This is a genomic window from Cupriavidus sp. FW305-26 (assembly GCF_058787975.1).
On the sequence record NZ_JBYTAH010000025.1, the window covers coordinates 50786 to 63547 of the forward strand.

Annotated in this window: 10 protein-coding genes; 3 read left to right on the plus strand and 7 right to left on the minus strand. The window is 66.6% G+C overall.

What is annotated here, in order from left to right; all coding sequences use genetic code 11:
• Nucleotides 1-32: 32 nt before the first annotated feature.
• From pepE to AC3WQZ_RS15780, 6 genes are all read right to left on the minus strand, one after another.
• Entirely contained in the window at nucleotides 33-737 is a 705-nt protein-coding gene (pepE, locus tag AC3WQZ_RS15755) for a dipeptidase PepE (RefSeq protein ID WP_010809489.1), read from the minus strand.
• 18 nt (nucleotides 738-755) lie between these two features.
• Nucleotides 756-1538, minus strand: a complete 783-nt coding sequence (locus AC3WQZ_RS15760; protein ID WP_011615600.1) for an IclR family transcriptional regulator — start codon at nucleotides 1536-1538, stop codon at nucleotides 756-758.
• A gap of 201 nt (nucleotides 1539-1739) precedes the next feature.
• Nucleotides 1740-3353, minus strand: a complete 1614-nt coding sequence (locus AC3WQZ_RS15765; protein WP_011615599.1) for a DHA2 family efflux MFS transporter permease subunit — start codon at nucleotides 3351-3353, stop codon at nucleotides 1740-1742.
• A 2-nt stretch (nucleotides 3354-3355) separates the two neighbouring features.
• Nucleotides 3356-4612 (minus strand): HlyD family secretion protein, encoded by a 1257-nt coding sequence (locus AC3WQZ_RS15770; protein ID WP_011615598.1) that lies wholly within the window; start codon nucleotides 4610-4612, stop codon nucleotides 3356-3358.
• A gap of 44 nt (nucleotides 4613-4656) precedes the next feature.
• Complete coding sequence (locus tag AC3WQZ_RS15775; RefSeq protein ID WP_011615597.1) at nucleotides 4657-6201, minus strand: AdeC/AdeK/OprM family multidrug efflux complex outer membrane factor; 1545 nt, start codon at nucleotides 6199-6201, stop codon at nucleotides 4657-4659.
• A gap of 103 nt (nucleotides 6202-6304) precedes the next feature.
• Nucleotides 6305-6793 (minus strand): MarR family winged helix-turn-helix transcriptional regulator, encoded by a 489-nt coding sequence (locus AC3WQZ_RS15780; RefSeq protein ID WP_492300855.1) that lies wholly within the window; start codon nucleotides 6791-6793, stop codon nucleotides 6305-6307.
• Nucleotides 6794-6981: 188 nt separating this feature from the next.
• Between AC3WQZ_RS15780 and typA the strand changes: the two genes are divergently transcribed.
• Nucleotides 6982-8802 (plus strand): translational GTPase TypA, encoded by a 1821-nt coding sequence (gene typA / locus AC3WQZ_RS15785; RefSeq protein ID WP_010809495.1) that lies wholly within the window; start codon nucleotides 6982-6984, stop codon nucleotides 8800-8802.
• A 47-nt stretch (nucleotides 8803-8849) separates the two neighbouring features.
• Here typA and AC3WQZ_RS15790 read toward each other — a convergent pair whose 3' ends face one another.
• A complete protein-coding gene (locus AC3WQZ_RS15790) occupies nucleotides 8850-9713 on the minus strand; it encodes a sterol desaturase family protein (RefSeq protein ID WP_011615596.1) in 864 nt (287 codons plus the stop codon).
• Nucleotides 9714-9950: 237 nt separating this feature from the next.
• Between AC3WQZ_RS15790 and AC3WQZ_RS15795 the strand changes: the two genes are divergently transcribed.
• Nucleotides 9951-11516 carry a methyl-accepting chemotaxis protein gene (locus AC3WQZ_RS15795; protein WP_058697169.1) on the plus strand — a complete coding sequence of 522 codons (1566 nt, stop codon included), beginning with the start codon at nucleotides 9951-9953 and terminating at the stop codon, nucleotides 11514-11516.
• Between the two features lie 110 nt (nucleotides 11517-11626).
• Entirely contained in the window at nucleotides 11627-12715 is a 1089-nt protein-coding gene (locus AC3WQZ_RS15800; protein ID WP_492300856.1) for an enoyl-CoA hydratase/isomerase family protein, read from the plus strand.
• Nucleotides 12716-12762: the final 47 nt, after the last annotated feature.

Consider the following 12762-nt stretch of genomic DNA (forward strand, 5'->3'; position numbering starts at 1 on the left):
GGTTCTGTACGCAGGGACTCAGGCCGGCAAATTCAGCGCGGCAGCGACAGCGCGCCGGGCTGCACGTCGGCAATGTCCGCGCCCCTGAACCAGCGCGCGGGATGGGCGCCGCCCATTTCGAGGCGATCGTCCGAGACCCGCACCCAGTTGCCTTCGGGCAGCCCCAGCACTGGCATGTCGGGCTGCAGCACGGTGAATTCGGCCAGGCGCTGGTCGCGCGTTTCGCCGCGGAAGCCGGGCACGACCAGGTTGAAGTAGTGCGGGTTGATCTGGAAGGGGACCAGCGCCAGCGCGTCCAGGCCGCCCGGGTCGGCCACCGGCATGTCGTTGGTGGTGCTGATGGTCGGGCAGGCCAGGTTGGCGCCAGCGCTCCAGCCGATATAGCGCGCCGCACCGGATCGCACCCGCGCCGAGATCGCCGCCAGCAGGCCGCGCTCGCGCAGGCATTGCAGCAAGCGGAACGTGTTGCCGCCGCCAACGACGATCAGTTCAGCCGCCTCGATGGCGCGCACGGCTGCCGCCGGCTCGGCCTGCCGGTGCAGCGATTGCACCGCGATGCCGACCGGCGCGAAGGCGTCGCGGACCAACGTCTCGTAGGTGTCCCAGTCGCGCGTGACCCCGGCGAACGGGATGAAGCAGGCAGTCTTGCGGCCGGCGGCCAGGTCCCGGATTGCCGCCTGGGCGTGGACCAGGTAGCCGGCGTCGCTGCTGGAGTTGCTGAGTAACAGGAGTTCCATAAGTCGTTGCGGCGAAGTCTAGATAAGTGGGGTGGCGTCGAGCCACAGTGGGTCGCCGATGCGCTGTCCCACGGGTGCCACGGCCTGCACCAGCGTCGCGCGCAGCGCCTGGGCCTGGGCCTGGCTGACCTGCATCGCGGTGAAAGACAGGCACAGCCCACGCACGTCGCCTGAGAGCGGATCTGCCAGCGTGGCGGCCACGGCGCCGATGCCGGGCATGCCTTCATTCACGGCGATGGCGCTGCGCTCGGCGCGGGCCGTCGCCACACGCTCGCGCAGCTCGGCGACCGTGGCGGGACAGCCTGCGGGTGCATCCGGCAGCTTGCGGGTGCCGGCGGCGCCATAGCGCGAGTTGAATTCAGGCTCGGGCAGGCGCGACAGCAGTACCCGGCCCATCGCTGTGGTGAATGCCGGCCGGCGTGCGCCGGGCGGTGACAGCACCTGCACCGGGTTGCTTCCGTTCAGGCGTTGCAGCACGACGGTGTCGGTGCCGTCCAGCATCGACAGGTAGGCGGTGAAGCCGGTGGCATCGGACAGCGTGGCCAGGATCTCGCGGCATTGCTCGTCGAAAGGATGCGCCTGTGCAGCAGCCTGCGCGGCGCGGATCAGCAGCGCGCCAGGGCGGTAGCGCCGCGTGGACGGCTGCAGTTCCAGCAGGCGGTAGCGCACCATCTGGGCGAGCAGGCGCGAGGCCGAGCTCTTGGCAAGGCCAAGTTCGTCCAGGACATCGTTAAAAGTGATCTCGTGCCGGTGATGCCCGAACATGTCCAGGACGCTTTCCACGCCTTCAAGAATGCTCACTCCGCCGCTCCATGCTCCACGTCTTCTTACCTGTTTATGGTTTCATTTTTTGGAACCAAGGTTCCGTAAATTGGTTTGCAAATAATAGAGGCACGAAGACAGGAACACAAGGGGGACATTCCCGGCGCGGCAACGCCGCGGCGAAGCAAAAAAAAACGGCCCCGATCAGGGGCCAAGTTCTTGAAAACCGGAGAGGTGGGGTCAGTGCGCCGCCAACGCATCCGCTGACCCGCCGCCGCCCTTGGCCGGCCGCGTCAGCCAGACAAAGCCGATCAGCACGAAGAACAGCATCCCCGAGATCCAGAAGATATCGTTGGCGCCGAGCATGGCCGCCTGCTGGGTGATATTGCGCTCGATCACGCCGATCGCCTGGGCCTGGCTCATGCCCATCTGCATCAGGTGGTTGAGCTGGTCGTGGTAGGCCGGGTTGTACGGGGTGACCTGTTCCACCAGTTGCGCATGGTGCAGCGCCGTCCGGTTTTCCCAGAGCGTGGTCGAAATCGAAGCGCCGATGGCCCCGAACGTGATCCGGACGAAGTTGGACAGTCCTGACGCCGCCGGAATCCTTTCCGGCGGCTGGCCCGACAGGATGATCGAGGTCAACGGGATGAAGAACATCGCCATGGCTGCGCCCTGGATCAGGGTCGGGATCATCAGCGTGCGGGTGTCCACCTGGGTCGTGAAGCCGGCGCGCATCAGGCTGACGATGCCGAAGGTGATGAACGCGGCCGTGGCCACCCAGCGGGCATCCATTTTCGGCAGGTTCTTGCCAATCAGCGGCGACAGCAGGATCGCAAAGATCCCTACCGGCGCCATCACGATGCCCGCGTCCGTGGCCGTATAGCCGACAATCGTCTGCAGCCACAGCGGCAGGATCACCAGGTTGCCGAAGAACAGCCCGTATGCCACGGAGATGGCGACCACGCCGGCGCTGAAGTTGCGGCCCTTGAACAGGCTGATATCGACGACCGGGTGCTTCTCATGGCTTTCCCAGATCAGGAAGAACAGGAAACCGACAATCGCCACCAGCGTCAGCACCACGATCTCGGTCGAGTGGAACCAGTCCAGTTCCTTGCCCTTGTCGAGCATCAGCTGCATCGAGCCCACCCAGATCACCAGCAGCGCCAGGCCGATGCGGTCGATCGGCAGCACCCTGGTCGGGGTTTCGCGGTCCTTGTAGATGGCCCAGGTGACATAGGCCGTGACGATGCCCACCGGCACGTTGATGTAGAAGATCCACGGCCAGGTCATGTTGTCCGAGATCCAGCCGCCCAGCAGCGGGCCCATGATCGGCGCCACCAGCGTGGTCATGCCCCACAGTGCCAGTGCCATGGTGCTCTTCTGCGGCGGATAGCTCGACAGCAGCAGCGACTGCGACAGCGGGATCATCGGCCCGGCCACCGCGCCCTGCAGGACCCGTGCGGCCAGCAGCGTCTCGAGGTTGGGAGCGACGCCGCACAGCCACGATGCCAGCACGAACAGCAGGATCGAGGTGATGAACAGCCGCACCGCGCCGAAGCGCGTGGTCAGCCAGCCGGTCAGCGGCACCGAGATCGCATTGGCCACCGCAAACGAGGTGATGACCCATGTGCCCTGGTTGGGCGCCACGCCCAGGTCGCCTGAAATCGCCGGGATCGATACGTTGGCGATCGACGAGTCCAGCACGTTCATGAACGTGGCCAGTGACAGCGCGATGGTGCCGACCACCAGCTTGCCGCCGGTCAGCGGCTGCGGCTGCTGCGGTGCCAGCGGCCGGACGGGCCGCGCCGGCGCCTGGCTGCCGCCGGACTGCGCGGCGGAGGGGGAGATGGCCATGGTCAGGTGTTGGCGGGCTTGGCGTTGGCGGCGCTGGCCGAGGGCAGGCCGGTGCTGCGGCCGCCGTTGTTGGCGGCGATGATGCGCGCGATCAGCTGGTCGGCGTCCTGCGCAACCTTGTCGTAGACATCGGTCTGCATCGGCTTGGCCGGCGCGGCAGGGGCCATGGCGGCGCCTTCCTCGCGGCGCACGTCGACCTTGACGGTCATCGACAGGCCCACGCGCAGCGGGTGGTCCTTGAGCTGCTGCGGGTCAAGCGCGATGCGCACCGGCAGGCGCTGCACCACCTTGATCCAGTTGCCGGTGGCGTTCTGCGCCGGCAGCAGCGAGAAGGCCGAGCCGGTACCTGCCGAGAAGCCTGCGACCTTGCCCTGGTATTCCACCTTGGAGCCGTACACGTCGGCTTCCAGCGTCACCGGCTGGCCGATGCGCATATGCGTGATCTGCACTTCCTTGAAGTTGGCGTCGACCCAGACCTGGTCCAGCGGCACCACGGCCATCAGCGGCGCGCCGGCGGCCACGCGCTGGCCGACCTGCACCGAGCGCTTGGCAACGTAGCCGGTGACCGGCGCCGGCATGGCCGAGCGCGCGAACGACAGGTAGGCCGAGCGCAGGCTGGCGGCGGCGCGCTGCACGTTGGGGTGCTTCTCCACCGTGGTCTGGTCGGTCAGCACCTTGTTCGACGCCAGCTGCTCGCGCGCGGCCAGCAGCGCCGACTCCGCACCCTTGAGCGCGGACTGCGCATGCGAGATCTCTTCATTCGAGACCGCGCCCGAGCCGGCGATGGCCTGGCGGCGGCGCAGGTCGTCGCGGGCCTTGGCCACGTCGGCTTCGCGCAGCGCCACGTTGGCGGCGAGCGAGCCGTTGTTGACGTACAGCGTGCGCACTTCGCGCACGGCCTGTGCCAGCTGGGCCTCGGCCTGTTCCAGTGCCACTTGCGAATCGGCGCGATCAAGCTGGATCAGCGGCTGGCCGGCGGTGACCAGCTGCGTGTCGTCGGCGGAGATCGACACCACGGTGCCGCCCACCAGCGGCGTGACCTGGACCACGTTGCCGGCGACATAGGCGTCGTCGGTGTTTTCAAAGTGGCGGGCGTACATGCCCCAGTAAACGCCATAGCCGATGCCGGCGACCACGATTGCCGCGGTCAGCGACAGCAGCATGCGCTTGCGCTTGCCGTTGTTGTTGGTGGTGGCCGGCGCTTGCTGGGCAGGGTGCTGGGGGGCGTTGGTGCCGGCCGCTTGCTGGTTGTTGCTCATGATGTCTTCTGAATAATCGTGTCTTCGATCACTGGGTGCGCGGATCAGCCGCGGGCGCCCGCCTGGGTGTTGTGCTGTTGCTGCGCCGGTCCGTGGCCCGCGCTCTCGTGGCCTTCCGCAGGCTCCTCGTAGCCGCCGCCGAGCGCCTTCATCAGGCCCATCTGCAGGTCCAGCCGGCGCGCCTGCAGGTCGGTCGCCAGGCGGCGCTGCTGCAGCACATTGCTCTCGGCGTTCAGCACGGTCAGCTGCGTGCCCAGGCCGGCCTTGTAGCGGGTGGTGGCCAGCGCATAGGCGTGCTCGGCCAGGTCCAGCGCTTCGCGCTGGGTCTGGATCTGCTTGTCGACGCTGCGGATGCTGGTCATGGTGTCGGCGGTCTCGCGCAGCGCATCGACCAGGGCCTGGTTGTAGTTGGCCACGGCGATGTCGTAGCCGGCGTACTTGCCCTTCAGGTTGGCGCGCAGCTTGCCGCCTTCGAAGATCGGCAGGCGGATGGTCGGGCCGATGCCGAAGGTGCGGCTGACGCCCATCAGCAGGTTGGACGGATCCAGCGCGGCCAGGCCGGCAAAGGCGGTCAGGCTGACGTCAGGCAGGAACTCTTTCTTGGCGACACTGATGTCCTTGGACGCCGCCTCCACGCGCCAGCGTGCCGCCACCAGGTCCGGCCGGCGGCCCAGCAGGCCGATGGTCAGGTTGTCGGGCAGCGTCGGCGTGGCCTGCGCCAGCAGCACCGGGCGCTGGATCTGCAGGCCGCGGTCCGGGCCCTTGCCCAGCAGCGCTGCAAGCTGGTTGCGCGCCAGGGCGATTTCCTCGTCGACGCGCTGCAGGTCGGTGCGCGAAGCAGCCACCGTGCCGCGCGCCTGCGTGGTCTCGACCTGGGTGTCGAGGCCGGCGGCCAGGCGCTGGCGCGACAGCTCGGTCAGGTCGCTGCGCTGGGCGATGGCGCGCTCTGCCACGTCGTGCTGGGCATACAGCGCAGCCAGGCGGGCGTAGTTGCGGGCGATCGAGGTGGCCAGGATCAGGCGCGAGGCCTGGCTTTCCGCCTCGGCGGCGCGGTCGTCGGAGAGCGCGGCTTCGAGCGCGTCGCGGTTCTTGCCCCAGAAATCGAAGTCATAGGACAGGCCCACCTGCAGGCGCGACTGGTTCTGCCACGATCCCGCCAGCGGGGTGCCTTCGAACAGGTCTTTCTCGGAGAAGCGCTGGCGGATCAGGCTGCCTTCGAACTCAAGGTGCGGATAGAGCGCGCTGCGGGTGGCATCGGCCATGGCGCGCGAGGCTTCCACGCGGGCGAACGCGGCCTGCAGGCTCGGGTTGTCCTTGACCGCCTCATCGACCAGGGCGCTCAGCTGGGGGTCCTTGAACTGCGCGACCCAGTCCTGCGAGGGCCACTGGCCATGCTCGTCGGGCAAGGTCTGCGAGGTGGCCATCGTGGCCGGGTCGGCCACGGTCTGCGTGCTGTGCGAATTGCCAAGGGCCGCGCAGCCGGCCAGCACCGCCACGGCCACGGCGGTCAGCGCCAGTGTGCCGGCGCGGCGCACGAGCGCACTTGTGCGGGCTGGCTGGGAGGCTTGGGGAGTGAGAGCTGGTTTCATGATGACGCTCCGTTGCCGGAGCCATGCTGTTTTTTTCTACGGGCTGTTGCGGGGTCCGGTTGACCGGACGTTCTGGCTTGCCGGAAGCCGGCAGGCACGCCCGCTACCCGCTGTTGTTTTCGATGATCCGTCGCAGCATGCTGCGCAGCAGTTGGATCTCATCCTCGGAAAAACCGCGGAAGTGGTGGGCAAGTACCTTGCAGAAGATGGCGGGCAGCCGTTCCACCAGTTCCTGGCCCTGTGGCGTGACCGACAGGTCGACCACGCGGCGGTCGGCGTCGCGGCGCCGGCGTTCGATCAGCCCGCGCTTTTCCATGCGGCTGAGCAGGCGCGTGACCGAGCCCATGTCGGTATTCAGTTCGCGGCCCAGGTCGGTGACGGTCGAGGCGCGGCCGGTGGCCAGCATCATCAGGCAGCTGGCTTGTGCCTGCGTGATGTCCAGGCTGCTGACTTCCTGCTCGACCCCGTGCGCCAGCATGTTCCTGGCGCGCTGCATCAGGTAGCCGACGCTGTCGCACATCTGGTACTGGGCGGGATCGAACAGGCCGGCCGTGGATTCGGCTGGTTGATCGGAGGAAGGGGGCCGTGACATCTTTGCCTTTGCAATCTTTGCTGAGGCAAATATATGTTCACGTTTAACGATAAGCAAGAACGGAAATTGGTTATTCCACTTTTCGCAATGATATTCATTCGGTAAGTGGCGGTTCCGATCAACGCGTCTTGCGCTGCAACATGCTAGAATGTTGGGTTACCTCAGATTCTCCAAAGCGAGACGCAGCAATGACCCGCGCCATCCGAAATATCGCCATCATCGCCCACGTCGATCATGGCAAGACCACCCTGGTCGACCAGCTCCTGCGCCAGGCAGGCACCTTCCGCGACAACCAGCAAGTCGCCGAGCGGGTGATGGACTCGAACGACCTGGAAAAGGAACGCGGGATCACGATTCTCGCGAAGAACTGTGCCGTCGAGTACAACGGCACCCATATCAATATCGTCGACACCCCGGGCCACGCCGACTTCGGCGGTGAAGTGGAGCGCGTGCTGTCGATGGTCGACGGCGTGCTGCTGCTGGTCGACGCGGTCGAGGGCCCGATGCCCCAGACCCGCTTCGTCACGCGCAAGGCGCTGGCGCTGGGCCTGAAGCCGATCGTGGTGGTCAACAAGATCGACCGCCCGGGCGCGCGCCCGGACTGGGTCATCAACCAGACCTTCGACCTGTTCGACAAGCTGGGCGCCACCGACGAGCAGCTCGACTTCCCGGTGATCTACGCCTCGGGCCTGAACGGCTTTGCCGGCCTGACCGAAGACGTGCGCGACGGCGACATGAAGCCGCTGTTCGAGACCGTGCTGGACAAGGTGCCGGTGCGTGACGACGATCGGGACGGCCCCCTGCAGCTGCAGATCATCTCGCTGGACTACTCCAGCTACGTCGGCAAGATCGGCGTGGGCCGCATTTCGCGTGGCCGCGCCCGTCCGCTGCAGGACGTGGTGGTCAAGTTCGGCCCGGAAGGCAACCCGATCAAGGGCCGCATCAACCAGGTGCTGAAGTTCCAGGGCCTGGAGCGCGAGATCGTGTCCGAGGCCGAAGCCGGCGACATCGTGCTGATCAACGGCATCGAAGAACTGGGTATCGGCTGCACCGTGTGCGCGCCGGAGGCCCAGGACGCGCTGCCGATGCTGAAGGTGGACGAGCCGACGCTGACCATGAACTTCTGCGTCAACACCTCGCCGCTGGCCGGCCGTGAAGGCAAATTCGTGACCAGCCGCCAGCTGCGCGAGCGCCTGGACCGCGAACTGAAGTCCAACGTGGCGCTGCGCGTGGCCGATACCGGCGACGACACCATCTTTGAAGTGTCTGGCCGCGGTGAACTGCACCTGACCATCCTGCTGGAAAACATGCGCCGCGAAGGCTACGAGCTGGCCGTGTCGCGTCCGCGCGTGGTGTTCAAGGAAATCGACGGCGTCAAGTGCGAGCCGTACGAACTGCTGACCGTGGACGTCGAAGACAGCCACCAGGGCGGCGTGATGGAAGAGCTGGGCCGCCGCAAGGGCGAACTGCTCGACATGGCGTCGGACGGCAAGGGCCGTACCCGCCTGGAATACCGCATCCCGGCCCGTGGCCTGATCGGTTTCCAGGGCGAGTTCATGACGCTGACGCGCGGCACCGGCCTGATCAGCCATATCTTCGACGACTACGCGCCGGTGCGCGAGGGCGGCCTGGGCGAGCGCCACAACGGCGTGCTGATCTCGCAGGACGACGGCGACGCCGTGGCTTACGCGCTGTGGAAGCTGCAGGACCGTGGCCGCATGTTCGTCAAGCCGGGCGATGCGCTGTACGAAGGCATGATCATCGGCATCCACAGCCGCGACAACGACCTGGTGGTCAACCCGATCAAGGGCAAGCAGCTGACCAACGTTCGTGCTTCGGGTACAGACGAAGCCGTGCGCCTGGTGCCGCCGATCCAGATGTCGCTCGAATATGCGGTGGAATTCATCGCCGACGACGAACTGGTCGAGCTCACGCCCAAGAGCATCCGCCTGCGCAAGCGCCACCTGAAGGAGCACGAGCGCAAGCGTGCTTCCCGCGAAGGCGCATAAGCGCTGACGCCGGCAATAAAAAAACCGCGCCCCGAAGGCGCGGTTTTTTATTGCGTGCCGGGCAGCGGCTCCAGTGCCGGTGCGCGCGGGCTGCGCCACTCGGGCGGCTTCCACAGGTAGCGCAGGTCGCGATCGCGCCAGGCATCGGCGAACATGTCACGCCATTCGTGGAAGGTCAGCGTCAGCGGGTTATGGGTGCGCACCTGGCGGGTGATGCCGTACACCGGGGCCTCATGCTCGGGGACGAAGGTGCCGAACAGGCGGTCCCAGATCGTCAGCACACCGGCGTAGTTGCGGTCGATGTACTGCGGGTTCTTCGCATGGTGGACGCGATGGACCGATGGCGTATTCAGTAGCGACTCGATCAGCTGCCAGCGTTGCCCCAGCCGCGTATGCACGAAGAACTGGAAGGCCAGGTTCACGCCGACCGCCAGGATCACCCAGTCCGGCGTGAAGCCGATCCATGCCAGCGGAATCCAGAACAGCCACATGCCTGAGAGCGGATACGTCAGGCTCTGCCGGAACGCCGTCGAGAAATTCATGCCTTCCGACGAATGGTGCGTCACGTGCGAAGCCCACAGCCAGCGCACGCGGTGGCTGGCGCGGTGGAACCAGTAATAGAGAAAGTCCTGCAGCAGCAATAGCAGCGCGAATGACCACAGGGTCTCGGGCATGGCGCGCAGGCCGTGCTGGTAGCACCAGGTATAGACCGTGCGGATCATCAGCCAGAGGAAGAACGCATCCGAGGCCTGGTGCATCAGCGCCAGCGCTGCGTTGGATACGGTGTCGCGCAGGCTGTAGACGGTCGGGTCGCGGCGGGCCCAGTACCATGCCTCGGCGCCGATGGTCAGCAGGAACACTGGCGCAAAGGCCAGCAGCACCAGTCCGGGATCGAGCGATTCAGTGTTCATGCCGCCAGTTTGCATATTCCGCATGGAATTGCCACGAGGGGTTCCTCCAAACGGCGCTGCGCGGGGTCTCGCGGCGCATCCGCCACATGGTGGATTGCTGTACTGCCACGCAATTCTGTCACGCGTGTGAAGGTGGTGAATACCGGTAAAGGACGCAGCCAGCGTGCCGTAGTTGAACAGGGCGGCGGCGCGGCTCGCGCTCCCGATTTCCCCGATTCCTCTTCCCCCGGAGCCTTCATGTTCAAGAACACTACCATCGGAGCCAGATTGTGGTTCCTCACCATCGTCACAAACTTGTTGTTGTTGATTGTCGGCGCAGTGGGTTGGCTCGGCATGTCGCGCAGCAACGAGGCGACGCACCAGATCTATGGGCAGCAGCTGTCGGCCGCGGTCAACCTGGCCGAAGCGCGTTCGAACCAGCTGCTGGTGCGCGTACTGCTGGACCAGGCGACCTTCGCCACGGACCCCGCCGATGCCAAGGCGCGCGCTGCGACCGCGGAAGGCTTTGCGCGCGATTCAGAGAAGGCCTGGCAGGCCTATCTCGCCTTGCCGCGCTCGGCTGACGAAGCCAGGGCGGTGGAGGATGTCACCGCCAGGCGCGATGCGCTCTTCAAGCAGGGTGTCGCGCCGATGATCACTGCGCTGCATGCCGGCGACCGCGATGGCGTGATGAAGGCCGTGCTCGAAACCATCCCGCAGCTCGACATCGCCTTCACCGCCGTCAATGCCGAACTGAACAAGCTGCAGGTGGCCAGCGCCAAGCAGGTCTACGAGGCATCGCAGCAACGCTATCGCAACCTGTTCGCGCTGTCGGCATGCGTGCTGGCAGTGGGCCTGGCATTCAGCACCGTGGTGGCATGGCGCCTGCGCCGTTCGATCGTGCAGCCGCTGGATACTGCGATCGGGCGTTTCGAGAAGATCGCGGGTGGCGACCTGAGCGTCGCCGCTTCCGGCGGCGAGGTGCTGGCCGATGAGTCGGCGCGCAACGAGACCGCGCGCATGCTCGGCATGCTGGGACGGATGCAGGCCAGCCTGGTGGCCATGGTGGGCGACGTGCGTGGCGGCGCGGACTCGATTGCCTCGGCCAGCAAGCAGATCGCCAGCGGCAACGCCGACCTGTCGCAGCGTACCGAGCAGCAGGCGGCCTCGCTGGAAGAGACCGCCTCCAGCATGGAGGAACTGACCAGTACCGTGCGCCAGAATGCCGACAGCGCGCGCGAGGCCCGCGGGCTGGCAACGGATGCCGCGAGCCTGGCCGAGCGCGGCAGCGAGGCCGTGCTGCGCGTGGTCAACGTCATGCAATCTATCGATGCCAGCTCGGGCAAGATCGTCGACATCATCGACGTGATCGAGAAGGTTGCGTTCCAGACCAATATCCTGGCGCTGAACGCGGCCGTGGAAGCCGCGCGTGCCGGCGAGCACGGCCGGGGGTTTGCCGTGGTGGCTGGCGATGTGCGCGACCTGGCGCAGCGCTGCGCCGGCGCATCGAAGGAGATCCGCGCGCTGATCGGCGCCTCGGTGGCCAATGTGCGTGAGGGCTCGGGGCTGGTCGATGACGCCGGCCGGGCGATGCAGGACATCGTCGACGCGGTGCAGCGTGTCAGCGCCATCATCGGCGATATCAGCGCGGCCTCGGACGAGCAGTCCAACGGCATCGAGCAGGTCAACGTGGCGGTGTCGCAGATGGACAGCATGACGCAGCAGAATGCGGCGCTGGTGGAGCAGGCGGCCGCCGCGGCGGCATCGCTCGAAGACCAGGCGCAGCGCCTGACCTCGCTGGTGGCGACGTTCCGGCTGGCCTGACGGTGCCGGGCGCATGCGCAGTGACTGCACATGCGCAGCAAGCTGCCCACAGGGGTGCGCTTGCCGATGCGACTGGCGTAAAATCGCGAGTTGTATTGGAGGAGTACGACATGACTGAATTCGTCACGACCGAGGTCCGCGGTGGCATCGGATACCTGACGCTGAACCGCCCGCAGGCGCTCAACGCCCTGTCGCTCGACATGATCCGCGCCATCACCCAGGCGCTGCAGACCTGGGCCGCCGCACCCGAGGTGGCGGCCGTGGTGGTTACCGGTGCCGGCGGCAAGGCCTTCTGCGCCGGGGGCGATATCCGCTATTTTCACAAGGCTGCGCACGAAGGCGATCCGCTGCTCGACCAGTTCTTTGTCGAAGAATACGCGCTGAACTTCCTGGTCCACCGCTATGCCAAGCCCTATATCGCACTGATGGACGGCGTGGTGATGGGCGGCGGCATGGGCATCTCGCAAGGGGCGCGGCTGCGCCTGGTCACCGATCGCACCAAGATGGCGATGCCGGAAACCAATATCGGCCTGTTCCCGGATGTGGGCGGCGGCTGGTTCCTGGCGCGCACGCCGGGCCGCATCGGCGAGTACCTGGGGCTGACCGGCACCGTGATCCATGCCGCCGACGCACTCTACGCCGGGCTGGCCGACGCCTATCTGCCGGGCAACCGGCTGGCCGAGCTGGTCGATTCGCTGCGCACGCAGCAGTTTGCCAGCGGCGACGCCGTGCTGGCGCACATCGAAGGCTTTACCGCTGCGCACCGCGATGACTGCGTGCCGGCGCAAAGCACGCTGGCCGGGTTGTCGGCGCAGATCGACAGCCTGTTCGCGGGCAACACCATGCCGGACATCCTCGCCGTCGTCAGCGACGCCCCGGGCGACTGGGCCGCGCAGACCGCCGCCATGCTGCGCAGCCGCTCGCCACTGATGCTGTGCGTGACGCTGGAGCAGATCCGCCGTGCGCGCAGCATGTCGCTCGAAGACGAGCTGCGCATGGAACTGGACATGATGCATTACGTGTTCCGCAACGGCGACGGTGTCGAGGGCATCCGCGCACTGGCTGTCGACAAGGACCACAAGCCGCGCTGGCAGCATGCGCGGCTTGATGATGTCAGCCGCGAGAAGGTGCTGTCGTTCTTCGACAGCCCGTGGCGCGCCGAGGAACATCCGCTGGCGTCGCTCGGCAAGACTGCCTGACATCCGCTGCGCAGGACGTGGCGGCGCCGACTCGGGTAGAGTGACGG

Bases quoted from the DNA above. Each gene is read 5' to 3' on its own strand.
- pepE (WP_010809489.1), bottom strand. From the start codon at position 737: ATGGAACTCCTGTTACTCAGCAACTCCAGCAGCGACGCCGGCTACCTG.
- AC3WQZ_RS15765 (WP_011615599.1), bottom strand. From the start codon at position 3,353: ATGGCCATCTCCCCCTCCGCCGCGCAGTCCGGCGGCAGCCAGGCGCCG.
- AC3WQZ_RS15770 (WP_011615598.1), bottom strand. From the start codon at position 4,612: ATGAGCAACAACCAGCAAGCGGCCGGCACCAACGCCCCCCAGCACCCT.
- AC3WQZ_RS15775 (WP_011615597.1), bottom strand. From the start codon at position 6,201: ATGAAACCAGCTCTCACTCCCCAAGCCTCCCAGCCAGCCCGCACAAGT.
- AC3WQZ_RS15780 (WP_492300855.1), bottom strand. From the start codon at position 6,793: ATGTCACGGCCCCCTTCCTCCGATCAACCAGCCGAATCCACGGCCGGC.
- typA (WP_010809495.1), top strand. From the start codon at position 6,982: ATGACCCGCGCCATCCGAAATATCGCCATCATCGCCCACGTCGATCAT.
- AC3WQZ_RS15790 (WP_011615596.1), bottom strand. From the start codon at position 9,713: ATGAACACTGAATCGCTCGATCCCGGACTGGTGCTGCTGGCCTTTGCG.
- AC3WQZ_RS15795 (WP_058697169.1), top strand. From the start codon at position 9,951: ATGTTCAAGAACACTACCATCGGAGCCAGATTGTGGTTCCTCACCATC.
- AC3WQZ_RS15800 (WP_492300856.1), top strand. From the start codon at position 11,627: ATGACTGAATTCGTCACGACCGAGGTCCGCGGTGGCATCGGATACCTG.